Below are 22,735 nucleotides of genomic sequence, written 5' to 3'. Positions count from 1 at the left end.
ACATTGATCGGCGGCGCGCACTGCGCCTGCGCCGAACCCATAACAAGGAGCATCCATGACATTCACCCCCCATTCCTGGCAGGCCTTCGCCGCCCCGACCCGCATGGTCAAAAGCCTGCTGGCCACCAGCGTGCTGGCCGCTGGCCTGGCTGCCGCCGGCCATGCGATGGCCCAGGATCTGCCTGGCAAGGGCATCAAGGTCCAGCCACTGCAAAGCTCGATCGCCGAAGAAACCTTCCAGACCCTGCTGGTCAACAAGGCCATGCAAAAGCTGGGCTATGACGTCCAGCCCATCCGCGAGGTGGAATACGCCACCGCCCACGTGGCGATTGGCAACGGCGACGCCACCTACATGGCCGACCACTGGGATCCGCTGCAGGCCGACTTCTACAAGAACGCCGGCGGCGCCGACAAGCTCTACCGCGAAGGCGAGTACTCGACCAGCGCCGTTCAGGGCTATCTGATCGACAAGAAGACAGCCGACGAGCACAAGATCACCAATATCGAGCAGCTCAAAGACCCGAAGATTGCCAAGCTGTTTGACACCGATGGCGACGGCAAGGCCGACCTGACCGGCTGCACCCCCGGCTGGGGTTGCGAAGGCGCGATCGAGCACCAGCTGACCGCATACCACCTGCGCGATACCGTCACCCATGTGCAAGGCACCTATGCCGCGCTGATGGCCGACACGATTGCGCGCTACAAGTCCGGCAAGCCCATCCTGTACTACACCTGGACGCCCTACTGGGTCAGCGCCGAGCTGCGCCCCGGCCGTGATGTCGTCTGGCTGCAGGTGCCGTTCACCGCACTGCCCGGCAACCAGGCCGATCTGAAGACCGCCCTGCCCAATGGCAAGAACTATGGCTTCCCGCTCAACACCCAGAAGATCGTCGCCAACAAGAAGTTTGCCGAGGCCAACCCCGCGGCCGCCAAGCTGTTTGCGATCATGAAGCTGCCGGTCTCCGACATCAACGCCCAGAACCTGGCGATGAAGGAAGGCCAGAACAAGCCTGCCGATATCGAGCGCCATGCCGACGGCTGGATCAAGGCCCACCAGGCCGAATTTGACGGCTGGGTCAAGACGGCGCTGGACGCCGCCAAGGCCCAGTAAGTCTGCAGCACCGATCGCCCGGCAGCTTCTTGCCGGGCCGGTGCCTCCCCCAGGGCATGCCGCCCTGCCCACCGCTGCAGCGCCAGCGCTGCCCAGCACCAAGCCCCCGCAAGCTGCACACCAGCCACCCGGCACCACCGGCCGGGCCTGGCGCCGTCTTGCCCCCGGGCTGCCCATGTTCCCTCTCGGTGCGCGCCTTGCGCATCGCGTTTCAATCCAAGGAGAAGACCATGACCTATAAAAACCGCCTCAATCGCCCCATCCACCTGGCCTGCGCCGCCGCCATCTCACTGATGGCCTGGGGCCCCGTCGCCCAGGCGCAAGACCTGCCCGGCAAGGGCAAGGATGTGCTGCCCCTGCTGGGCACCGTCGATGAAGAGCTGTTCCAGACCCTGATCGTGTCGCGTGCGCTGGAAAAGCTCGGCTACACCGTCAAAGACCCCAAGGGCCTGGAGAACGGCACCGAGCACGTTGTTGTTGGCCAGGGTGATGCCACCTTCATGGCCAACCACTGGATTCCGCTGCACCAGGAGTTTTATGAGCGCAACGGCGGCGCCAAGGTCTTCTACCGCGAAGGCATGTTCTCGACCAATGCCGCCCAGGGCTACCTGATCGACAAGAAAACGGCCGAGAAGTACAAGATCACCGACATCATGCAGCTCAAGGATCCCAAGATCGCCAAGCTGTTTGACACCGATGGCGACGGCAAGGCCGATCTGACCGGTTGCAACCCCGGCTGGGGCTGCGAGCTGGCGATCAACAAGCACATCAAGGGCCTGGGCCTGGAAGGCACAGTGACCCACCGCCAGGGCAACTATGCGGCGCTGATTGCCGACACCATTGCCCGCTACCAATCCGGCAAGCCCGTGCTCTACTATGTCTGGACCCCCTACTGGGTCAACGGCGTGCTCAAGCCCGGCCAGGATGTCGTCTGGCTGCAGGTGCCCAACATCCCCAACGCCAAGGGCGATGACGACACCCGCCTGCCCAATGGCAAGAACTATGGCTTCAAGGTGAACAACCAGTACATCTTGGCCAACAAGAAGTGGACCGATGCCAACCCGGCTGCCGCCAAGCTGTTTGCGCTGATGCAGGTGCCCATCGAGGACATCACCGCGCAGAACCTGCTGATGCGCAATGGCGAAAACAAGACTGCCGACATCCAGCGCCATGCCGACGCCTGGATCAAGAACCACCAGGCCAAGTTTGATGGCTGGATCAAGCAAGCGCTGGCTGCCAAGTAAGCCTGGCGCCTGCTACACCGCACACCGAGCCCGCTGACCCAGCGGGCTTTTTTGTGGCTTTCTGCGGCGCAAAACTACAATACCGGCCAAACAACGCCCACGCCCCCACGCCCGATGACCCACCCCTGCCTCAGTTGCGGCGCCTGCTGCGCCAGCTTTCGCGTTGATTTTTCAGTCCATGAATGCGACAGCAACGGCGGCCGCGTGCCCTCGGGCCTGGCCGAAGAGGTCAACGACTCCACCTGCCGCATGCGCGGCACCGACTATGCCCGCCCGCGCTGCGCGGCCTTGACCGGCACCATTGGCCAGCAAGCCGCCTGCGGCATTTATGAATGGCGCCCCTCGCCCTGCCGGGAGTTTGCCGCTGGCAGCGAGGCCTGCAACAAGGCCCGCCTGCGCCATGGCATGCAGGCGCTGGAAGGCGGGCTGTACTAGCCAGCCCGTCAACGCCATTACGCGCCTCGCTACAGCGGGGCGATGCGCACCACTGGCGCACTGGCGGTCTCGATCGACATGCGCAGCGGCAGGAACTGCGCAATCACCGCCATATTGCTGTGCAGGTGCTCGGTGGCCTCGCTGCAGCTGAAGGCTGCGGGCTGGCCGCTTTGCCACACGGCCAGCGCCTGCAGCAGCAAGAGCTGGTCGGCCAGGTAGGCGCAGACAGCGGCATCGGGCTTTTTCTGGTAATCGCGCAGATCCTGGCAGAGCTTGCGCGCCACCGCTTCGGACGACACCCCATGCGCGCCCAGGCCCCAGAACAGCTCTGTGACATGGTCATAGCGCAAGGTGGCCTGCAGCAGGTTGCCCGGGCCTTCCTGCTGGCTCACCGGCAGCAGCTCCATCGCGCGCCGGTCCCAGCCGGTCAGCCGCGCCAGCTCATCAAACTCGCGCATGGCCACGCCACGCGGCACGGCCGCGCAGACCGCTTCCACCGACACATCCTGCAGCATGCCGCGCGCCAGCAGGTCAAAAGGCTGCAGCCCTTGCGCTGCTGGGCTGATGCAGGCCAGCGCCTCGCCACCCCCCGCCGGGTAAAAGCCATAGCGGCGCAGCCGCATATCCAGCCCCGCACCCATGCGTGCTACTAAGGGCGCATAGGCGCGCTCGATGAAATGGAAGTTGGGCGCCAGCGGGTTGTGCGTGCCGCCCGACAGCTGCACTGTGCTGGCAGCATCGGCCATCAGCAGCGCCGGCAGCACCGTCTGCAGCACCAGCATCGCGCTGCCCGCGCCGGAAATCGGGAAGCGGTAGTCCCCGGCCTTGAGCGTCGCCGGCGCAAACTGCAGCTCCGTCACGCCCGCGCCGATGGGCGACAGCTGTGCATCGCTGATGGTCTGCGCCGCCTGCACACAGGCCAGGTGCTGGCGCATCAGCCCTGGCTTGGAGCGCTTGGCCCGGATGCTGTGCATCGCCAGCGGCCTTTGCGTAATGACCGACAGCGCCAGCGCCGTGCGCAGAATCTGGCCGCCGCCCTCGCCTTGCGAGCCGTCGATCTCGACCAGGCCCTTTTCTATCGATTGGCTTGTGCGTTGCATTGGAATCGTTTCCCTCACTCTGTGTTCTTCTTCTGATTCAATTGGATGGGCTCAGTGGCCGGGCAGCGCAGCACCCATCGTGACGCGCGGATAGCTTACTACCCGGCAGACGCGATGCACACCGGGGCGCAGCTCCAGCTCGTGCCGCAGGATGCGGTCGATGCGCGGTGCCCAGCTGCGCTCCAGGCTCAGCGCTTCCAGCTGCGCATGCGCGGGCTGATCGCCAAACTGCACCCACCACCAGGCGAGGGCCTGCGCTGCCAGGCAACGCAGATCCGGGGCCTTGGCCTGCAAGGCTGCATTCACACGGGCACGTGCCGACGCATCGGGGCGGTCACGCCACAGCGCACGCAAAGCCGCCATCTCGGCCGCATCGCAATGGCTTTGGCGCCAGGCGCGGTGCCGGGCACGGCAGTCCTTGCAGCGGCTGGCACCGGCATACAGGTTGCCTTGCAGTTGCTCGCACCACCACTTCTGGTCTTGGGCGGTCCAGACACAGGCGGCACCGCAATCACAACAGCTGTAGCTGATATCCACGTAGTAATCGACATGGCAAAAAGATTGCCCATGGATCAGGGCCAGCAGCTGCGTATCTGCAGCCAAGGCTGCATGCGGCATGGCCGGCAGCAGGGCCACCGTGCGCTGCTGCTCCATACGGGCCCAACGGCGCTGCTTGATCTCTGTCTTGCGTTGCTTATTGCTCTTCATCACCCTTCTCCTCAGGGTGGCGGCCCCATGGCCGCCCCCTTCTCTACCCCTTCACACACACCACCTGCTTGAGCGTGTACACCACCTCCACCAGGTCACTCTGCGCCGCCATCACCGCGTCGATGTCCTTGTAAGCCATCGGGATCTCGTCGATCACCTCGGCGTCCTTGCGGCATTCCACCCCTTCGGTGGCGCGCTTCTGGTCCTCGACGGTGAACAGCTTCTTGGCCTTGGTCCGGCTCATCGTGCGACCGGCACCGTGGCTGCAGCTGTTGAAGCTTTCGGGGTTGCCTTTACCGCGCACGATAAAGCTCTTGGCCCCCATGCTTCCCGGGATGATGCCCAGCTCACCCTGGCGTGCGCTCACCGCGCCCTTGCGGGTCACAAACACCTCCTGGCCAAAGTGCGTCTCGCGTTGCACATAGTTGTGGTGGCAGTTCACCGCTTCCAGGTGCGTCTCGAACGGTTTGGTGATCACCTTTTTCAGCGCATGGATCACGCGGACCATCATCACCTCGCGGTTGGCACGCGCAAACTTCTGCGCCCAACCCACCGCTTTGACATAGTCCCCAAAGTAGGCAGCGCCTTCTTCAAAATAGGCCAGGTCCTTATCGGGCAGGTTGCGCTGGTGCAGCTCGGCATCCTTCTTGGCCAGCTCGATGAAGTGGGTGCCAATGGCATTCCCCACCCCGCGCGAGCCCGAGTGCAGCATGATCCACACCGCCTGGTTCTCGTCCAGGCAGACTTCGATGAAGTGGTTACCAGTACCCAGGGTTCCCAGGTGCTTGTAGTTGTTGGTGTTCTTGATGCGCGGGTGCGCTTCGCAGATCTCCTCGAACTCCTTCACCAGCACCGTCCAGGCGGCATCGGTTTCCTCGGGCGGCGTCTCCCAGCTTCCCTTGTCGCGGCCATAACGCTTGGGCGTCATACCGACCGGCACAGCCCGCTCGATCGCAGCGCGGATCGGCGCCAGGTTGTCGGGCAGATCGCTGGCCGTCAACGTGGTCTTGCAGGCCATCATTCCGCAACCCAGGTCCACCCCCACCGCGGCCGGGATGATGGCCTTCAGCGTAGGCACCACCGAGCCGATGGTGGCACCGATCCCCAAGTGCACATCAGGCATCACCGCCACGTGCTTGAACACCACCGGCAGGCGCGAGATATTGGCCAGCTGGTTCTGCGCTTCGGCCTCGACCGGCACACCATTGGTCCACATCTTCACGGGGACGCCGTTAGGCACTTGCATTTCGTTGTATTGCGACATCTCTTACCTCTCTTCTTTATCTTCACACCGCTGTATGACAGCGATGACTTTGTAGGGCGGTACACGGTGAGCACCTCTGGGCTGCGACCAGGGTTTGGTGAAACACTTCCGGCGCTCTGGCACTGAGCTACAGGCCCTTGCAGGCCTGGCGGGATTCCAACCCGCACCTCCGGATTCGGATGTAGTTCCACCGGCATTCGCAGCCAGCGATGCAAACCTTCCCAAAAACACTATCCAAACAAAAGCGCGACCAGGGTCGGCAAGACAACTGCCACACCGGTTTCCCGGCTGAGGATTCGAACCCCCGGCGTTCCGGATGTAGTCCTGCCAGCATTCGCGCAAACCAAAAATCTCATACAGATGGGTAACCTGCAGCGACTAAAAAGGTGAAATGTTTTCGCGCTCTACCCATGAGCTACGACTAGCGCCGGCAGGACTCGAACCTGCTCCCTCGAGCGTTACGAGCCACTAACACAACCCTTGATACGTCGTTGCCAAGCCTTGTCGTACGCTTGTACTGCCTGCGGCTTGACGCCTAGTCTCAACCGCAAACCTGCGGTTTGCTGGGCCGTGTTAGTTGCTCTATAGGCTGTAATTTCACCGGCATTCGCCGCAGGCCACCCAAACTTTTTAAACCTTATTCATTGTCGATATCCACCGTTGGCGACCAGAAGGTGGTGTGACGCAACAGTTTTGGAATGTAGTCACACCGGCATTCGCCAACAGCAGATAAAACACAGCTCACTGGGCAGACAACACGATCTGCTCGATCTCGCCCACCCAATGTTCGGCGCCCAGCTTGCCTTCGGCAAAACGGGCCACCACATCAAATACCGCATCGCTGAAACCTCCGATATTCAGGATATCGGCACGCTCCTGCGCCTGCGTCGTCGCATAGGGCTGGATGTCAATACACACCAGCTTGGCAGCGGGGTTGCGTTGCTTGACGCGCGCCCATTGCTGCATCGTCTCCGTCGCACCCACGCGCTTGCCATCCACCCAGGACTCGTTGTCCGAGACCAGGATCACCAGGTCCACCGCTGCCTTCTCGTCGGCCAGCAGCTTGAGCGGCGCACTGCAGTTTGTACCGCCTCCGCCCACAGCCGCCAGGCGGCTGGCATTGGTCATCACCGAATCACGGCCGTTGAGCGACATCGGCACCACCTTGCACTCAAAGGGCAGCACCCGCGCCTCACGGTTCTTGCGCAGCACGGCAGCCGCCATCAGGCCAGCCACATCGATGCAGCGCACCGCGCTGGTGGCACCGGCCCGGTAACCCGTCACCGACGAGTGCATGGAACCAGAGACATCAGGGCAGACGGCGACCCGGCCCGCAAATTGCGGCACGTTGGCCGTTGCCAGCTCCATCGCATCCTGCAGCGCCTCTGCCACGGCAGCCGGCACCTGCTGGCCCGCAGCCTGGTAGGCCGACAGCAGCTGGTAAGGCATGGCACGGGCCTTGGCCACGGCTGCCGCATCCTGCAGCTTGGCGGCCACGCGCTCAGCCATCCCGGGCAGTTCGAACACACCATGGCGCGCCAAGGTGTTCAGGTTCTGCCGCAGCATCTGCCACGAACCCTGGCTCGCAATCTGCGCCCATTGCTGCGCACCCAGGCCCAGCGCGGTCAGCATCTGGAACGGCACCTCCGGCACCTGCTCGGGCATCTGGCCCTGGGCCACCGCACGCTTGAAGCGCTCGAACGCCAAGGTGATGGGTGGCAGGCTGGCTTCGTCATACGACTTGCCAATCAGCCAGGCAAACCAGGCGGCGCGCCATGCCTCCTGGGGCTTGGGGTGCACCATCTTCAGCACATCGGCGAGCGAAGGCTGGCTACCGATGGCGGCGTTGAGCAGCTGCTTTTCCGTCGCCGTCAGCAACCACTGCTGCACCAGCTTCTTGGGCCGGGTGCCGAGCGACTTGCGCCCCAGCACTCCGCTGCGCAGGATCTGCACAAAGTTGCGCAGCATCTTGCCGTTGTCCACCACACGGGGAAAGATCTGCGCCAGCAGCTCCACATCCCGCACGGCCAGCACCGCCGCCAAGGTGGCAGGCATGTCCTTCATATAGCCACGCTCACGGGCATAGATGGCCGTCTTCGCAATAAAGGGCGCATCCACCGTGGCCAGCACCTCTATCAGTTGCGAGAGCTGGTCCTGCGGGCTGGCATAAAAAGTCTGGCTCAGGCAGCCGGTCAGCGCCATTTGCGCCAGCTGGTGCTGCGGGCCCAATGCATAGGCCGCCACACCCGATTGGTTGGTGGTATCCGCCGTTGCCAGCTGGGCGCCCTTGTAGCTTCGAAACAGTTGCAGGTTGACCATGGTGTTCTTCTTTCTTGTTCATTCAACGCCTCGGGAAAGCAGAGACCCTGCTCTGCTTTCCCCAACACACGCCACGTGGCGCTTGTTAGGTTTATTGCCAAAAGCGTGCCAACTTTTATATCCAGCACTCACCCACAAATAAATTATTGATTTAAATATAAATTTTCATTCCACCGCCAATTTCCATTTGGACATCGTCTCGTTATTTTTATCTTTTTAGCTATGCTATTTAGAATATGGAATCGTCTTCAAGATTGCACTCGCATGAAACCTATCACCGTCATCGGTTTTCTCGGCACCCAGCTCGACAGCGGGCGCGGCGCGGGCCGCTGGAGCAAATGGCGGCCCTCTGTCGCAGTCACCCAGCATGAAGACATGGTGGTGGCCCGCATGGAGCTGCTCTACACGCGCTCGCATGTGGACCTGGCCCGGCTGGTGCAAAAGGACATTGCCACGGTCAGCCCCGAGACCGAAGTCCACCTGGTGGAGCTGCCGATCCGCGACCCCTGGGACTTTGAAGAGGTCTACGGCGCGCTCTACGACTGGACCAGCAGCTACCCCTTCGACAGCGACCAGGCCCAGTACTGGCTCAACATCACCACGGGCACCCATGTGGCGCAGATCTGCCTGTTCCTGCTGGCGGAATCGCGCGCGATACCCGGCGTGATCCTGCAGGCCTCACCGCCCAAGCGGCAGATCGATGGCGCAGCGGGCAACTATGCGCTGATCGACCTGGACCTGTCGCGCTATGACGCGCTGGCCACCCGCCATGCCCAGGCCCAGCAGGATGCGGTGGCCTTTCTCAAAAGCCATATCCCCACCCGCAACCCGCGCTTCAATCAATTGATCGCCGAGATAGAGCAAGTGGCAGGCCGCTCCCAGGCACCCATGCTGCTGGTGGGCCCGACGGGCGCGGGCAAGTCCTTTCTGGCGCGCCGCATGTACGAGCTGAAAAAGGCCCGCCACCAGATCAGCGGCGCTTTTGTCGAGGTGAACTGCGCCACCCTGCGCGGCGACAGCGCCGCCAGCACCTTGTTCGGCCACAAGAAAGGGGCGTTCACCGGCGCCGCCACCGAGCGCGCCGGCCTGCTGCGCACCGCCGACCAGGGCCTGCTCTTTCTCGACGAAATCGGTGAGCTGGGCGCCGACGAGCAGGCCATGCTGCTGATGGCCATCGAGGAAAAGCGCTTCTACCCCATGGGCTCGGACAAGGAGGTGAGCAGCGACTTCCAGCTGATAGCCGGCACCAACCGCGACCTGCGCCTGGAGGTCAGCGCCGGCCGCTTCCGCGAAGACCTGTTCGCCCGCATCAACCTCTGGACCTACAACCTGCCAGGCCTGGCCCAGCGCAGCGAAGACATCGAGCCCAACATCGACCACCTGCTGGTGCAACACGCCCAGCAAACCCACCGCACCGAGCGCTTCAACGCCGAGGCGCGCAAGCGCTACCTGCAGTTCGCCCAGAGCCCGCAAGCCCTGTGGAGCGGCAATTTCCGCGATCTGCATGCGAGCGTGACGCGGCTGGCGACCTTGTCGACCAGTGGTCGCATCACCGAGGGCCAGGTGGAGGCGGAGATTGGTCGGCTGCAGTGGTTGTGGCAGCGGCCGGAGGCTGTGGCTTCGTCTGTCGATGGTTCTGCTGACGTGGCGTTGGAGGCCTTGTTGCCTGGTGATGCCATTGAGGCGATGGATTTGTTTGACCGGATGCAGTTGGCGTCGGTGGTGCGGGTGTGTCGTGCTTCTAGCAGTTTGTCGGAGGCGGGGAGGCAGTTGTTTCAGGCTTCGCGGGCGCAGCGGGCGGTGGTGAATGATGCGGATCGGTTGCGCAAGTATTTGCAGAAGTTTGGGTTGAGTTGGGATTTGGTTTGTTCTGCTCGTTGAGGTGGATGCTCTGCTTTATTGATACTTTTTAGCGACTGCTGTTTGGTTGATTTCTGCTGGCCGGATTTCGCCCGGCGGGCGAGGTACTTTTCTTGGCGACCAAGAAAAGTACCCAAAAGAAGGTCGCCCCTGCTGCTTGCGGCCCTTCGCGTTGCGAAGGGCAACCTGTGTCGTGGCGTTTGTGGGGTGTGCCGCGAAACTCACTACGCGCTGCGCGCTCCGTTCGAACAGACGCGGCAAGCTAGTTGACGAAGCGCTGGCACTCTACGGTGCCAGCGCCACCCCACAAACACCACGCCCCAGGCGCATGCAAAAGGGGGGATGCAAACAACAGCCAAATACCAGTAGGCCATCGCTGCGCTCGGCCTGTTTGAATGCCGAGCGCAGCGATGGCCTGCGTCTGCGCACCACCCCTTCTGAATGCGCCGAGGAGCACAGGGTATGGGCTGGGCAGTTGCACCGCAGAGTGCAACTGCTTCGTGAACTGACTCACCGCGTCTGTTTGAACGGAGCGCCCTGGCGCGTAGTGAGTTTCGCGGTGCAGCCCATGCCCGCGCACCACAGGTTGCCCGCAGCGAAGCGAAGGGACGCAGTCAGTAGGGTCGGCCTTCTTTTGGGTACTTTTCTTGGCCGCGCAAGAAAAGTACCTCGCCCGCCGGGGCGAGACCCGGCCAGCAGCTGCTAGCTAAGCAAGCAAGCAAGCAACAAGATAAGGCCAAATCGCACAGCAACAAAAACCAGACAACATGGATTTCCCACAAATCCTAAAATCCTCACCTTCTCGCGCGCAGAGGCAGCAACCAAAGCCACCCCAGCGCCACCACAGGCATAACAGGCAAAATCACCCGTGTCCCCTTTTGAATCCATTGCCCGCCGCGAAAGCGGGCTGCTGCAGCAACTCACTGCAGCCCAAATGACGATGATCGCCATCGGCGGCGCTATCGGCACCGGCCTCTTCATGGGCAGCGCATTTGCCATCGGCTTCGCCGGGCCCAGCGTGCTCATCAGCTACGCCATCGGCGCGCTCATTGGTTTGCTGCTGATGGGCTGCCTGGCCGAGATGACCGTCGCGCATCCCACCAGCGGATCATTCGGCGCCTATGCCGAGCACTACCTCAGCCCGCTCGCCGGCTTTGTGGTGCGCTATGCCTACTGGGCGGCCGTGGTACTGGCGGTGGGGATGGAGGTTACCGCCGTCGGCAAGTACATGAAGTACTGGTTCCCCGAGGTGGAGCAATGGGTCTGGGTGGCGCTGTTCTCGGTCATTCTGGCTGCCGTCAATGCCACCAGCGTCAAGGCCTTTGGGCAGATGGAGTATGTGTTCTCGATGATCAAGGTCGTGGCCATCGTTGCCTTTATCCTGATCGGCGCCTATGTGGTGTTCGGTTCGCGGCCCGAGGGTGTAGGGTTCTCCAACTACACCGCCGACCGGGGCTTTTTCCCCAATGGCTGGTGGGGCACCTGGGTGGGGGTGATCGTCGCCATCTTCAGCTACCTCAGCCTGGAGTCGATCGCGATTGCCGCTGGTGAGGCGCAGAACCCGCGCCAGGCGGTCACCTCGGCGTTTAAGACCACGGTGCTGCGCCTGGTGCTGTTCTACCTGCTGTCGCTGGCCTTGATGCTGGCCATCGTACCCTGGAGCCATGCCAGCACCGACAAGAGCCCCTTCGTCAAGGTGATGGAGATCGTCGGCATCCCCGGCGCAGCCAGCGTGCTCAATTTTGTGGTGCTGGTCGCCAGCCTCTCGGCGATGAATGCGCAGCTCTATGTCACCTCGCGCATGATGTTCAGCCTCTCGCGCGGCGGCTATGCGCCAGCAGCGCTGGGCAAGGTCAACAGCCGGGGCGTGCCGATGGGCGCGATTGCCATTTCCTGCCTGGGCATGGCCGTGGCCATGGTGCTCAATGTGCTCAAGCCCGAGGAGTCGCTCACCTTGATGATGTCGATCTCGATGTTCGGCGCCATGTTTGCCTGGTTCATGGTGTTTGTCACCCACCTCTTCTTCCGCCGCCGCTGGCAGCGCGAGCATCCGGGTGAACGCCTGCAGTTCCGCATGTGGGGCTTTCCGGTGCTGACCCTGCTGGGCGCCGTGCTGATGCTGGCCGTGATCATCACCACCTATTTCACCGATGTGTTCCACATGACCACCCTGATCGGCGTGCCCATGCTGCTGGTGATGACCGCCGTCTACCTGATCTGGTACCGCAAGCGCTGATACATTGCATAGCTATGCCAAACACGCCTCACTCTGCGCCAAGCCTTTGGGACATCTCGCCGCCCGTCTATGTCGGCATGCCGGTGTTCCCCGGCGACACGCCCTACCAGCAGCAATGGGTGGCCAGCATCGGGCCGGGTTGCCCGGTCAATGTGGCCAGCATCACCAGCACCCCGCATGCCGGCGCCCATGCCGATGCGCCGCTGCACTATGCGCCCGATGGCGCCACCATCGGCCAGGTTGACCTGGCGCCCTACCTGGGCCGCTGCCGCGTGGTCCATGCGATCGGCTGCGGCCCGCTGATCGAGTGGCAGCACATCGAACACGCGATCAGCGGCGACCTGCCCGAGCGCGTGCTGGTGCGCACCTACCAGCAGATGCCGCAAACCCAGTGGGATGCCGGCCTGACCGGCTATGCGGCCGAGACCGTGGAGCGCCTGGCGGCGCTGGGCGTGCGCCTGATCGGCATTGACACCGCCAGTATCGACCCGGCCGACAGCAAGGCCCTGCCCAGCCACCAGACCATTCGCCGCCACGACATGCGCGTGCTGGAGAACCTGGTGCTGGACGCCGTGCCCGAAGGCGATTACGAACTGATCGCGCTGCCGCTCAAGCTTGTGCAGGCCGATGCATCGCCGGTGCGCGCCGTGCTGCGCGCCCTGCCCGGCACCTACAATCAGGCCACCGCCTGAACCCCTCATCCCCTGCGGCGGGCGCCTGGCACACCAGCGCCTGCCCGCCACCATTGACAAAGAGACCTAGCCATGACCACCTTGGAAGCCTGCCGCGACGTTGACCAGCATGAGCCGCTGGCATCGCTGCGCCACCTGTTCGACCTGCCCGAAGGCGTGATCTACCTGGACGGCAACTCGCTGGGCCCGCTGCCCAAGGCCACCGCGGCGCGCGTGGCCGATGTGGTGCAGCGTGAATGGGGCCAGGGCCTCATCCGCAGCTGGAACGATGCCGGCTGGATCGACCTGCCCCAGCGTCTGGGCGACCAGTTTGCGCCCTGGATTGGCGCCAAGCCCGGCGAAGTCGTGTTCACCGACACCACCTCGGTCAACCTCTACAAGGTGCTGAGCGCAGCCATTCGCCTGTCGCAGCAAGAGTTCTCCGACCCGGCACCGCGCACCAAGGTCATCAGCGAGCGCAGCAACTTCCCCACCGATCTGTACATCGCCGAATCGCTGTGCAAGCAGCACAACCTGGAGCTGGTGCTGATCGAGCCCGAAGAGCTGCCCGCCTGCCTGACCACCGACGTGGCCGTGCTGCTGCTGAGCCACGTGAACTACCGCACCGGCCATATGCACGACATGACCCAGGTCACGCGCGATGCGCATGCGCAGGGCGTGCTGACCGTCTGGGACCTGGCCCATGCCGCCGGCGCCGTGCCGGTGGACCTGAATGCCGCCAACGCCGACTATGCCGTGGGTTGCAGCTACAAGTACCTCAACGGCGGCCCCGGCGCCCCGGCCTTTGTCTGGGTGCATGCGCGCCATACCGACAAGTTCTGGCAGCCGCTCTCGGGCTGGTTTGGCCATGCTGAGCAGTTTGCTTTCAACAGCGACTACCAGCCTGCGCCCGGCATCCGCCGCTACATGTGCGGCACCCAGCCGATGATTGCGCTGTCGGCCCTGCAGTGCGGCCTGGACATCTTCAGCGAAGCCGAGAAATACGGCGGCATGACGGCGCTGCGCCGCAAGTCCATCGCGCTGACCGACCTCTTCATCGAGCTGGTGGAGACGCGCTGCGCCGGCTACGGCCTGGGCCTGGCCACGCCACGCGACATCTTTGCGCGCGGCTCCCAGGTCTGCCTGACCCGCGACGACGGCGCGGGTGTGGACGGCCAGGGCAGCGGCGCCTATGCCATCGTGCAGGCGCTGATCGCCCGTGGCGTCATTGGCGACTTCCGCAAGGGCGACGGCGGCAACGGCCCGCACAAGGACATTCTGCGCTTTGGCTTCACCCCCCTCTACACCCGTTTTGAAGACGTGTGGAATGCGGTCGAGCACCTGCGCCAGGTGCTGGAATCGGGCGAATGGCAGAAGCCCGAGTTCAACCGCATCAACGCGGTGACCTGATTGCACAGTACGCCCAGCACCCGGCCCGCCATGTCCGAACGCATCGCCATTCTCGACTTTGAAACCACCGGCATGAGCCCGGCGCATGGCGCGCGGGCGGCCGAGGTCGGCATTGTCATGGTCGAGAACGGCCGCATTGTGGACCGCTACCAGAACCTGATGAATGCCGGCCAGCGCATGCCCAGCTTCATCACCCAGCTCACCGGCATCACCACCGCGATGCTGCAGGCGGCAGCGCCCTCAGAGCAGGTGATGCGCGAGGCAGCGGACTTTGTCGGCACGGCGCCGCTGGTGGCACACAATGCATCGTTCGACAGCAAGTTCTGGCTGGACGAGCTGGAACGCGCAGGCTGCGCGGCCAGCCCCGCCGCAGCGCCTGTCGGTAGCCTGTTTGCCTGCACGGTCTTGCTGTCGCGCCGCCTCTACCCCGAGGCGCCCAGCCACTCGCTGGGCAAGATCGTGCGCCACCTGCAACTGCCGCCGGCCGACAAGGCCCACCGGGCACTGGCCGATGCCGAGATGACCGCCCACCTGCTGCTGCGCATGCAGGCCGATCTGCGCAGCCGCTGGCATATCCCCGACCCCAGCCATGCACTGCTGAGCGAGCTGCAGGTCTGCCAGCGCAAGCACCTGGGCCGCTGGCTCAGCAACACCTCGGCACGCCAAACCCAGCCGCAGCTGCCCGAGCTGGCCCACAGCTTGGCGCCTAAGGCTGCCGCAGCACCGCGCTGAGCAGCACATTCAGCGCCGCCATCAGCAGCACCGCCAGCCCGGTGACCAGCAGCACCTTGGACTGCACCCAGGCGCGCTCGGCCTGCGCCGCCCCGGGCACCAGCTGGCAGGCCATCTCCACCTTGCCGGGCGATGCCATCAGCAACAGCGCCGCGCTGACATTGTGGACCGCCATAAAGGGCAGCACGGCCACGCCCAGGGCCTGCGCAATCTCGGCCTGGGTGGCCGCAAACATGGCATTGGCGCCCGTGTTGGAGCCGGTCACAAAACCACCCAAGGCCCCCACAAAAGGCGCGGCAAACACATAGGCGCTGCCGCCCTGCGCCAAGGCATGGGCCAGCTGCGCCGCCATGCCCGACACGGCCATCACCACCCCCAGCACGATGAACAAGCCCGTGACCGGCGCCACCTGGCGCCAGGACTGCCACACCCGCTGCAGGCTGCTGGCCGCCGGCAGGCCACCTGCAAACCAGGCCGCCGCCACAAACAGCCACAAGGCTGGTGATGCCAGCAAATGCCAGGCGCCTGCGCCTTGCAAGGCCCGCAGCACGGCACCCGCCACCAACACGCCCAGCAGCAACAAGCCATAGGCGGCCAGCGCGCGCCAACCCAGGGGGCCGAGCGGCGCAGCAGCCTGGCCCGCAGAGGCAGCCGCACCCCGCCGGCCCAGCCAGAGCCAGAGCACGGTCATCAGCAAGGCGCCCAGCGCACCAGCGGCCGAGGTGCCTGCCAGCGCATTGCTCAGCCCAATGGCCAGCGCCAGCACCAGGCCCGACAGGGCACCCTGCAGCATGGCCCCCACACGCCGGCCCGGCGCACTGGCCAGCCCCGCTGCCACCACACCGACAACCACCATCGGGATCACACTCACCGCCGCCGAGGCCACGCCCAGCGCATCAAAGCCGAGCCCGGCCATCGTGGCCGCAATCAAGGTGCCCGGGCCCATGGAGCCCCAGGGCACGGCACACAGGCCCAGCAGCCCAATCAGCGCGACCTTGCGTGCCGGCAAACCGCTGTGTGCCAGCAGCGGAATGCCGATGGTGATGCCAATGCCAAAGCCGGTCAGCGATTCGGCAAAGGGCGTGACGCCATGCACCACCAGCAACACGGCGCCCACGCCTTCGCCGGTGCGGCCCATCACCCATTGCGCCAGGGCCTTTTGTGCACCGGCAGCGCGCAGCACTTCGGACAGCAGCAGGCCGCCGCCTACGATCAGCAGCACCTCGACCAGCACGGGCATCCAGCTGGCCACGGCCTGCAGCGCCGCGGGCCCACTGAGCGGAAAAGCCAGCAGACAGCCGGCCAGCGCCAGCACCACACCGATCAGCGCCGCATACAGCGAACGCAGCCCCAGCAGCAGCCCCGCGATGACAGCCAGGACCGGTGACGCACTCAAGAACAGGTACATTGGGAGAGCTCTTGTTGAAATTGCATATAAGCAAATAATATTTCCTACACGAAATATAGTCAATCCATGTCGACTGAAAATTCCCCACCCAGCACCGATTCCGACCTGCAGTTCGGCCTGGCCGTGCGCGCCCGCCGCGCGCAGCTGGCCATCACCCTGGACCAATTGGCCCAGGCCAGCGGCGTCACCTCGGGGGCGCTGTCCAGGGTGGAGCGGGGCCTGCTCAGCGTCAGCCTGCGCAACGCCATGGCCATTGCGCGCGGCCTGGGCTGCGAGCTGAGCGAGCTGGTGCAAAGCCCTGCGCCCGCGCAGATCACCCGCGCGGGCGAGCATGCGCGCTTTGTGCATGAGGACACTGGCATCGTGCGCCTGGCCCTGGCCCACCCGATGCCGGGGCTGGAGCTGCTGCACTATGCCGTGCCGCCCGGCCAGGCCTCCAGCCACTTTGCGCCGCACCGCCCGGGCACGCGCGAGGTCTTCTATGTCGAGACCGGCAGTCTGCGCGTCTTCACCGGTACTGATTCGGTGCTGCTGCAGGCGGGCGACAGCGCCCAGCTGGCGATGGACACCGAGCACCACTTTGCCAACGAAGGCCGGGGCGTGGCCCATTTCATCCTGCTGGTGGCAGCGCCTGCGCACGGCGGCTAATACCCCAACGCTGCGCCTTTATTGCGAAGATGGCTGGAACAACCGCTCGGCCACAAAGTCCACAAACACACGCAGGCGCGGCGACATCAGCCGGCCCGAAGGCCAGAGGATGCTGAACTGGCCGGAATAGGTCAGACAGTCGTCCAGCACCGTCTGCAGGCTGCCATCAGCCAGCGCATCGCGGGCCAGAAAGTCGGGCATATAGGCAATGCCCAGGCCGCCGATCGCTGCGCCGCGCAAGGCCTCCATGTTGTTGCAGGTCAGCGCCGGCGGGTGGGCGGCGGCATCCTGCGCGGCCTCGGCGGTATCGCCGCCCATCTGCCAGGGCTGCAGCTTGCCCGAGGTGGGAAAGCGAAAACGCAGGCAGTCATGCGCTGCCAGATCTTCGGGCCGCTGGGGCCGGCCGCGCTGCGCCAGATAGGCCGGGGATGCGCAGAGCACAAAGCGGAACAGGCCCAGGCGCCGGGCGCTGAGGCTGGAATCGGCCAGCACCCCGCTGCGGATCACCGCATCCAGGCGCGCCTCCACCACATCGACCAACCGGTCGTTGAAGTCCAGGTCCAGCTCGATATCCGGATAACGCGCGCGAAAGGCCGGAATCACTGGCAGCAAGAAGCGGTAACCGATGGTGGGCAGGCCAATGCGCAGCAGGCCCCGGGGGCTGCTCTGCGTGCTCGACAGCAGCGCCTGCGCATCCTGCAGGTCATCCAGAATGCGGCGCCAATGCGTGTACATCAGCTCGCCCTCGTGCGACAGCGACACCCGCCGCGTGGTGCGCACCAGCAGCTGCGTGCCCAGTTGTGCCTCCAGCTTGGCCACGCTCTTGCCGACGGCCGAGGCCGAGATGCCCAAGGCGCGGGCAGCGGCCACAAAACTGCGGCGCTCGGCCGCCTGCACAAAGGCGGCGATATGGTTCAGGTTGTCCATGCGCGCATATTACGGACATTTGGTTGTTAATTAAACAACGAATGGCCTGTTTATTGCCAATCCATTCCTCATTAAGCTGCACAGCGTGTTTTTGCAGGAGTTGGCTATGCATCGCGTTTTACCCGCCGCCTGGCGCGGGCCCTGGATGGTTCTGGCATCCGTTTGTCTGGCAGCGCTGGTGCTGCCGCTGAGTTTTTCTGGCGGGGCCGTGGCCACGCCGGCGATTGGCCGCGCACTGGGCGGCAGCGCCACCAGCCTGGGCTGGATCACCAATGCCTTCATGCTGGGCTTTGGCAGTTGCCTGATGGCCGCTGGCGCGCTGGCTGACCAGTGGGGGCGCAAGCGGCTGTTTTTGCTGGGCCTGTCTACCTTTTGCCTGGCGGGTCTGGCGCTGATGCTGGCGCGCAGCGTCTGGCAGATTGACCTGCTGCGTGCGCTGCAAGGCGTGGCCGCTGCGGCCACCTTGGCCGGCGGCACGGCCGCGCTGGCGCAGGAGTTTGCAGCCGCGCAGCGCGCCCAGGCCTTCAGCCTGCTGGGCACCACCTTTGGCACCGGCCTGGCCTTTGGCCCGCTGCTGACGGGCTGGCTGATCGAGCACACCGGTTGGCAGGCCGGTTTTGCGCTCTGCACCGGCCTGGGGCTGCTGGCCTTGCTGGTGGGCATCTGGGCCATGCGTGAGTCCCGTGACCCGCAAGCCCAGGGCCTGGACTGGCCGGGCGCGCTGCTGTTCACCAGCATGCTGGCCTTGCTGACCCTGGGCATGGTGGAGGCCGCTGCATTGGGCTGGCGCAGCCCGCTGGTCATCGCGCTGCTGCTGGCCTCGGCCGTTGCGCTGCTGCTCTTCATTGCGGTGGAGCGGCGGGTGGCACGGCCCATGCTGGACCTGAGCCTGTTCCGCTACCCGCGCTTTATCGGCGTGCAGGTGCTGCCCATTGCGACCTGCTACTGCTATGTGGTGTTACTGGTACTGCTGCCGCTGCAGCTGATCGGCATTGGCGGCTACAGCGAGGTGGCAGCGGGCGGGTGGATGCTGGCGCTGTCCGCACCGATGCTGGTCGTGCCGCTGGCCGCAGCCTGGTTGACGCGCTGGTTCCACGCCGGCCATATCTCAGCCGCTGGCTTGCTGCTGGCCGCCGGGGGCCTGGTGTGGCTGGCGCAGGTGCCTGTGGATGCCGATGGCATGGCGCGTGTGCTGCCACTCTTGCTGATCGGCAGCGGCGCGGGACTGCCCTGGGGCCTGATGGATGGGCTGTCCGTGAGCCTGGTGCCCAAGGAGCGCGCCGGCATGGCCACCGGCATTTTCAGCACCGTGCGGGTGGCGGGCGAAGGCATTGCGCTGGCGATGGTGACCGCCATGCTGGCCGGCTTTATCACGCCGCACCTGCCGGCAGCACTGGATGTGGCCAGCCTGCAGACTGCCGCCCAGCAACTGGCAATGGGCGAGCTGCGCCAGGCGCTGGCCTTGCTGCCCGCCCAGCCCGATGCGGCAGCGGCGTTGGGTTTGCAAAAGGCCTATGGCCAGGCCTTTGCACAGCTGCTGCATGTGCTGGCGGCCATCGCCACGGTTTCGGCCCTGGTGGTGCTGGGCCTGCTGCGCCCGGCCAGCGGCGATGCGCTGCAGGGCGCCGAAGCGACCGCTCAGTAGCTTTTGGCCGACAGGCTGGCCCAGAGATGGGCGGCCACCAGCGCCCGCCAGGGCGCAAACGCGCCCAGCCACTGCTCGGCCTCGCGCTGCGAGACGCTGGGCACATCCAGCAGCCGGGCCAGCGCATTGCGCACCGCCACATCGCCATGCAGGCTGCCATCCAGCCAGCCAAAGCCGCGCAGCAGCGCGTAGTGCACCGTCCAGGGGCCAATGCCCTTGATGGCCAGCAGCGCATCTTCAATCGCCTGGGCGTCTTGCGCCTGCAAGGGCTGGGTGGCCCAGGCATCGAGCGGCAGGCTGCCATCCAGCACGGCAGCGCAAACGCGCTCCAGGGTGGCGATCTTGCTGACCGAGAAGCCAGCGGCCCGCAGTTGTTCAGGCGTCAGCGCCGCCAGCGCGCTGGCATCGGGGTGGCAGAGCATGCCGCTGCTGTGCTGCACGGCTGTTGCCGCTATCAGGCGCCGGCGCAGCGCAATGGCCGCCGCTACGCTGATCTGCTGGCCGGTGATGGCCCACACCAGAGCTTCGAACGGGCTGCTGCAGGCAGGCACGCGCAGCCCCATCTGGCTCAGCAACAAGGGGCCCAGCACCGGGTGCTTGCCATGCTGCAGCGCCAGCTGGTCGACCCCATCGCCCAGGCCAAGCATGCGCGCCACCATCGCATCCAGCGCGGCCTGGTCTTCGCCAGGGTCGGCCGGCCCATCAACCGCCAAGCTGGCAACCGCCAGCGCGGCGCCCTCCGCCAGCTCCAGCTGCAGCAGTGCCGGCTGGCCCTGCCAGGTCAAGCCCTTGCTGACGCGCAGGCCTTCGACCTTCTCTGAGGCCTGCAGGGCATCGCGGGCATGCAGGGCCAGCATGTCTTGCGGACGGTAGTTGGCAGGCAGGGCGACTTGGGTGCGCAGAACCAGGGGCATGGCGTGGTCGGTAGATGGCGGCGGCTGCCGTGGATCCCCACTATAGAGGATGGGGGCTGGGCGATGAAATCGGGGCTGTCTCCAGGCACCCGACGCGCGATTTCGCGCTATTCCGCGTCGTGGAACACAATGCCCAGCGTATGGCGCTGGCCGCGCAGCACCGTGGACACCCCATGCCGGTGCTGCACCCGGTAGCTGCCGCGCGTGCCCTGCACCGGCCGCTCGCGCACCGCAATGATGGCCGCATCGCCACGCTGGAGCGGCAGCACCTGCACGCGCGACTGCATGCGGGGGCGCTGCTCGGTCAGCACCAGCTCGCCGCCGTCAAAATCCTCGCCCGGCTGCGACAGCAGCACGATCACCTGCAGCGGAAACACCAACGCACCATACAAGTCCTGGTGCAGGCAGTTGTAATCGTCTGCGCCATAGCGCAGCAGCAGCGGGGTGGGCCGCAACTGGCCCGCTGCATGGCACTGGGCCAGCAAGGCCGCATGCTGCGCGGGCCAAGGCGGGGCAGCCGATGTGAGCTGCTGGCGCCATTGCTCCGCCACGGGTTGCAGCCGGGCATAGAGCGACGTGCGCAAGGCCTGCAGCAGCGCTGGCAGCGGGTAGGCAAAGTACTGGTATTCGCCCCGGCCAAAGGCATGGCGTTGCATCTGGATGCGGCTGCGAAAATGCGCAGCCTCGTCGTACATCGCGGCCATCTGCTGGCACTGCGCCGCATCCAGCAAACGGGGTAGCAAGCCCCAGCCTTGGCGGTACAGCTGGCTGCCGACCGCAGTCCAGTCATAGCGCTGCAAGGCGGCCTCACCCGCGACACCCGCGCCATCCGCGTCGGCAGCGGCTAAGCCTGCTGGCGTCGCACTGGTCTCCACATCCAGCGGCAATGCAACCTGTGCAGCGCTGGCCAGGCGCTTACCCATGGCGGGCCACGCGCGGAGCCTGCGGCGCCAGCTCGGCCTCATGCTGCAGCAGCGCGCGCTTGCGGTCCACGCCCCAGCGGTAGCCGGAGATGCCGCCGTCATTGCGCACCACCCGGTGGCAGGGAATGGCGACAGCAATCGCATTGGCCGCGCAGGCGCCTGCGACGGCGCGGCTCGCCTGGGGCATGCCCAGCTTGCGTGCCAGCTCGCTGTAGCTGACGGTGCTGCCAACGGGAATCAGCCGCAGCGCCTGCCAGACCTGCTGCTGAAAGGCGGTGCCGCGCACATCCAGTGGCAGTGCCAGGCCGCGCGTGGGTTCATCGACAAAGCCGATGACCTGGGCCATCCAGCGCTCAAAGTCGGCATCGCCACCGGCCAGCTGGGCTTTGGGAAAACGCTGCTGCAGGTCCTGCACCAGCGCATCGGCATCGTCGCCCAGCAAGATGGCGCAAATGCCCTGCGCAGTGGCGGCCACCAGGATGGGGCCCAGGCTGCATTCGGCCACGCCAAAGCGGATCTGCTGCGCCGCGCCGCCCGTGCGGTACTGGCGCGGTGTCATGCCCAGCACGGCCTGGCTGTCGCGGTACAACTGGGCGGTGCTGGCAAAGCCGGCATCAAAGATCGCATCGATGACGCGGGGCGCCTCTTGTGCATCGCCCAACGCGGTTTGCAGGCGCTGGCGGCGCTGGGCCTTGGCATAGGCCTTGGGCGATACGCCGACGGCGGCCTTGAAGACGCGCTGCAGATGGAAGGGGCTCATGCCGGCCCGCTCGGCCAGCTCGGCCAGGCTGGGCTCTTCTTCGGCGCTGGCAATCCAGTCGCAGAGCTGGGCCATCAAGGCCGCATGGCCGGGTTTGGCTGTGGCCTCGGGCTGGCAGCGCTTGCAGGCGCGGTAGCCGGCGGCCTGGGCCTGCGCGGCGGTGTCGAAAAAGCTGACGTTCTCGGGCTTGGCCAGGCGCGAGCTGCAGGACGGCCGGCAAAAAATGCCGGTGCTGCGCACCGCATAGACAAAGCGGCCGTCGGCCGCAGCGTGGCGGCCTTGCACATCGGCCCAGCGCGGATCGGCCAGGGTTTGCTGTGCGCGGTTGGCGGCCAGCGCAGCGGCGTTGGACGTGCTGGCAGCCGATGTGGAACGTGGTGTGGATGGGGCAGACTGTTTCATACGGATCACCTCAGTACA

19 protein-coding genes are annotated in these 22,735 nt (G+C 65.2%); 10 read left to right on the top strand and 9 right to left on the bottom strand.

What is annotated here, in order from left to right; translation table 11 throughout:
• The first annotated feature begins 103 nt into the window (after positions 1-103).
• The 3 genes from proX (EDF71_RS17570) to EDF71_RS17560 all read left to right on the top strand — a co-directional run bounded on the left by proX (EDF71_RS17570) (position 104) and on the right by EDF71_RS17560 (position 2,790).
• Complete coding sequence (gene proX / locus EDF71_RS17570) at positions 104-1,111, top strand: glycine betaine/L-proline ABC transporter substrate-binding protein ProX (protein ID WP_133857890.1); 1,008 nt, start codon at positions 104-106, stop codon at positions 1,109-1,111.
• A 230-nt stretch (positions 1,112-1,341) separates the two neighbouring features.
• The gene (proX, locus tag EDF71_RS17565) at positions 1,342-2,355 is read left to right on the top strand and encodes a glycine betaine/L-proline ABC transporter substrate-binding protein ProX (RefSeq protein ID WP_133857853.1); all 1,014 of its coding nucleotides are present in this window, start codon (positions 1,342-1,344) and stop codon (positions 2,353-2,355) included.
• 114 nt (positions 2,356-2,469) lie between these two features.
• Positions 2,470-2,790, top strand: a complete 321-nt coding sequence (locus tag EDF71_RS17560; RefSeq protein WP_133857852.1) for a YkgJ family cysteine cluster protein — start codon at positions 2,470-2,472, stop codon at positions 2,788-2,790.
• A 29-nt stretch (positions 2,791-2,819) separates the two neighbouring features.
• On the opposite strand, the gene rtcA is transcribed toward EDF71_RS17560, so the two are convergent.
• The 4 genes from rtcA to EDF71_RS17540 form a co-directional block, all read right to left on the bottom strand.
• On the bottom strand, positions 2,820-3,890 hold the full coding sequence (gene rtcA / locus EDF71_RS17555; RefSeq protein WP_133857851.1) for an RNA 3'-terminal phosphate cyclase: 1,071 nt from the start codon (positions 3,888-3,890) through the stop codon (positions 2,820-2,822).
• A 51-nt stretch (positions 3,891-3,941) separates the two neighbouring features.
• Complete coding sequence (locus EDF71_RS17550) at positions 3,942-4,598, bottom strand: zinc-ribbon domain containing protein (RefSeq protein WP_133857850.1); 657 nt, start codon at positions 4,596-4,598, stop codon at positions 3,942-3,944.
• A gap of 43 nt (positions 4,599-4,641) precedes the next feature.
• Positions 4,642-5,862, bottom strand: a complete 1,221-nt coding sequence (locus tag EDF71_RS17545; RefSeq protein WP_133857849.1) for an RtcB family protein — start codon at positions 5,860-5,862, stop codon at positions 4,642-4,644.
• Between the two features lie 741 nt (positions 5,863-6,603).
• A complete protein-coding gene (locus tag EDF71_RS17540) occupies positions 6,604-8,181 on the bottom strand; it encodes a TROVE domain-containing protein (RefSeq protein WP_133857848.1) in 1,578 nt (525 codons plus the stop codon).
• A 264-nt stretch (positions 8,182-8,445) separates the two neighbouring features.
• Between EDF71_RS17540 and rtcR the strand changes: the two genes are divergently transcribed.
• The 5 genes from rtcR to EDF71_RS17515 all read left to right on the top strand — a co-directional run bounded on the left by rtcR (position 8,446) and on the right by EDF71_RS17515 (position 15,090).
• Entirely contained in the window at positions 8,446-10,062 is a 1,617-nt protein-coding gene (rtcR, locus tag EDF71_RS17535) for an RNA repair transcriptional activator RtcR (protein WP_133857847.1), read from the top strand.
• Between the two features lie 847 nt (positions 10,063-10,909).
• On the top strand, positions 10,910-12,277 hold the full coding sequence (locus EDF71_RS17530) for an amino acid permease (RefSeq protein WP_133857846.1): 1,368 nt from the start codon (positions 10,910-10,912) through the stop codon (positions 12,275-12,277).
• Positions 12,278-12,291: 14 nt separating this feature from the next.
• Complete coding sequence (gene kynB / locus EDF71_RS17525) at positions 12,292-12,969, top strand: arylformamidase (protein ID WP_133857845.1); 678 nt, start codon at positions 12,292-12,294, stop codon at positions 12,967-12,969.
• Positions 12,970-13,041: 72 nt separating this feature from the next.
• A complete protein-coding gene (kynU, locus tag EDF71_RS17520; protein ID WP_133857844.1) occupies positions 13,042-14,358 on the top strand; it encodes a kynureninase in 1,317 nt (438 codons plus the stop codon).
• 30 nt (positions 14,359-14,388) lie between these two features.
• The gene (locus tag EDF71_RS17515; protein WP_133857843.1) at positions 14,389-15,090 is read left to right on the top strand and encodes a 3'-5' exonuclease; all 702 of its coding nucleotides are present in this window, start codon (positions 14,389-14,391) and stop codon (positions 15,088-15,090) included.
• Here EDF71_RS17515 and EDF71_RS17510 read toward each other — a convergent pair.
• Entirely contained in the window at positions 15,065-16,498 is a 1,434-nt protein-coding gene (locus tag EDF71_RS17510) for an L-lactate permease (protein WP_133857842.1), read from the bottom strand. The two genes, EDF71_RS17515 and EDF71_RS17510, sit on opposite strands and share 26 nt — an antisense overlap.
• Positions 16,499-16,564: 66 nt before the next feature.
• Between EDF71_RS17510 and EDF71_RS17505 the strand changes: the two genes are divergently transcribed.
• Positions 16,565-17,146, top strand: a complete 582-nt coding sequence (locus EDF71_RS17505; protein WP_133857841.1) for an XRE family transcriptional regulator — start codon at positions 16,565-16,567, stop codon at positions 17,144-17,146.
• A gap of 18 nt (positions 17,147-17,164) precedes the next feature.
• Here the strand turns inward: EDF71_RS17505 and EDF71_RS17500 are convergent, their stop codons facing one another.
• Positions 17,165-18,073, bottom strand: coding sequence for a LysR substrate-binding domain-containing protein (locus tag EDF71_RS17500; protein ID WP_133857840.1), 909 nt, complete (start codon positions 18,071-18,073; stop codon positions 17,165-17,167).
• Between the two features lie 106 nt (positions 18,074-18,179).
• Here EDF71_RS17500 and EDF71_RS17495 point away from each other — a divergent pair, with 106 nt between their 5' ends.
• Positions 18,180-19,718 (top strand): MFS transporter, encoded by a 1,539-nt coding sequence (locus tag EDF71_RS17495; RefSeq protein WP_208301077.1) that lies wholly within the window; start codon positions 18,180-18,182, stop codon positions 19,716-19,718.
• Here EDF71_RS17495 and EDF71_RS17490 read toward each other — a convergent pair.
• The 3 genes from EDF71_RS17490 to ada all read right to left on the bottom strand — a co-directional run bounded on the left by EDF71_RS17490 (position 19,712) and on the right by ada (position 22,717).
• On the bottom strand, positions 19,712-20,632 hold the full coding sequence (locus EDF71_RS17490) for a DNA-3-methyladenine glycosylase 2 (protein WP_133857839.1): 921 nt from the start codon (positions 20,630-20,632) through the stop codon (positions 19,712-19,714). The two genes, EDF71_RS17495 and EDF71_RS17490, sit on opposite strands and share 7 nt — an antisense overlap.
• Positions 20,633-20,739: 107 nt before the next feature.
• Positions 20,740-21,555, bottom strand: a complete 816-nt coding sequence (locus tag EDF71_RS17485) for a 2OG-Fe(II) oxygenase (protein WP_133857838.1) — start codon at positions 21,553-21,555, stop codon at positions 20,740-20,742.
• Positions 21,548-22,717: a bifunctional DNA-binding transcriptional regulator/O6-methylguanine-DNA methyltransferase Ada gene (gene ada / locus EDF71_RS17480; protein WP_133857837.1), complete on the bottom strand. Its 1,170-nt coding sequence runs from the start codon at positions 22,715-22,717 to the stop codon at positions 21,548-21,550. Before ada ends, EDF71_RS17485 begins: the two co-directional genes overlap by 8 nt.
• Positions 22,718-22,735: the final 18 nt, after the last annotated feature.

Source organism: Comamonas sp. JUb58, assembly GCF_004364775.1.
Taxonomy (GTDB): domain Bacteria; phylum Pseudomonadota; class Gammaproteobacteria; order Burkholderiales; family Burkholderiaceae_C; genus Comamonas.
Note: the sequence above shows the minus strand (reverse complement) of the source record. Positions and strands in the feature narration are given on the sequence as shown.

What these genes read in the sequence shown, in the direction of transcription:
- rtcA (WP_133857851.1), bottom strand. Translation starts at nt 3,890, where the DNA reads ATGCAACGCACAAGCCAATCGATAGAAAAGGGCCTGGTCGAGATCGAC.
- kynU (WP_133857844.1), top strand. Translation starts at nt 13,042, where the DNA reads ATGACCACCTTGGAAGCCTGCCGCGACGTTGACCAGCATGAGCCGCTG.
- EDF71_RS17485 (WP_133857838.1), bottom strand. Translation starts at nt 21,555, where the DNA reads ATGGGTAAGCGCCTGGCCAGCGCTGCACAGGTTGCATTGCCGCTGGAT.
- EDF71_RS17515 (WP_133857843.1), top strand. Translation starts at nt 14,389, where the DNA reads ATGTCCGAACGCATCGCCATTCTCGACTTTGAAACCACCGGCATGAGC.
- EDF71_RS17545 (WP_133857849.1), bottom strand. Translation starts at nt 5,862, where the DNA reads ATGTCGCAATACAACGAAATGCAAGTGCCTAACGGCGTCCCCGTGAAG.
- EDF71_RS17490 (WP_133857839.1), bottom strand. Translation starts at nt 20,632, where the DNA reads ATGCCCCTGGTTCTGCGCACCCAAGTCGCCCTGCCTGCCAACTACCGT.
- EDF71_RS17560 (WP_133857852.1), top strand. Translation starts at nt 2,470, where the DNA reads ATGACCCACCCCTGCCTCAGTTGCGGCGCCTGCTGCGCCAGCTTTCGC.
- ada (WP_133857837.1), bottom strand. Translation starts at nt 22,717, where the DNA reads ATGAAACAGTCTGCCCCATCCACACCACGTTCCACATCGGCTGCCAGC.
- EDF71_RS17550 (WP_133857850.1), bottom strand. Translation starts at nt 4,598, where the DNA reads ATGAAGAGCAATAAGCAACGCAAGACAGAGATCAAGCAGCGCCGTTGG.
- rtcR (WP_133857847.1), top strand. Translation starts at nt 8,446, where the DNA reads ATGAAACCTATCACCGTCATCGGTTTTCTCGGCACCCAGCTCGACAGC.
- EDF71_RS17540 (WP_133857848.1), bottom strand. Translation starts at nt 8,181, where the DNA reads ATGGTCAACCTGCAACTGTTTCGAAGCTACAAGGGCGCCCAGCTGGCA.
- EDF71_RS17505 (WP_133857841.1), top strand. Translation starts at nt 16,565, where the DNA reads ATGTCGACTGAAAATTCCCCACCCAGCACCGATTCCGACCTGCAGTTC.
- kynB (WP_133857845.1), top strand. Translation starts at nt 12,292, where the DNA reads ATGCCAAACACGCCTCACTCTGCGCCAAGCCTTTGGGACATCTCGCCG.
- EDF71_RS17495 (WP_208301077.1), top strand. Translation starts at nt 18,180, where the DNA reads ATGCATCGCGTTTTACCCGCCGCCTGGCGCGGGCCCTGGATGGTTCTG.
- EDF71_RS17500 (WP_133857840.1), bottom strand. Translation starts at nt 18,073, where the DNA reads ATGGACAACCTGAACCATATCGCCGCCTTTGTGCAGGCGGCCGAGCGC.
- EDF71_RS17510 (WP_133857842.1), bottom strand. Translation starts at nt 16,498, where the DNA reads ATGTACCTGTTCTTGAGTGCGTCACCGGTCCTGGCTGTCATCGCGGGG.
- proX (WP_133857890.1), top strand. Translation starts at nt 104, where the DNA reads ATGGTCAAAAGCCTGCTGGCCACCAGCGTGCTGGCCGCTGGCCTGGCT.
- proX (WP_133857853.1), top strand. Translation starts at nt 1,342, where the DNA reads ATGACCTATAAAAACCGCCTCAATCGCCCCATCCACCTGGCCTGCGCC.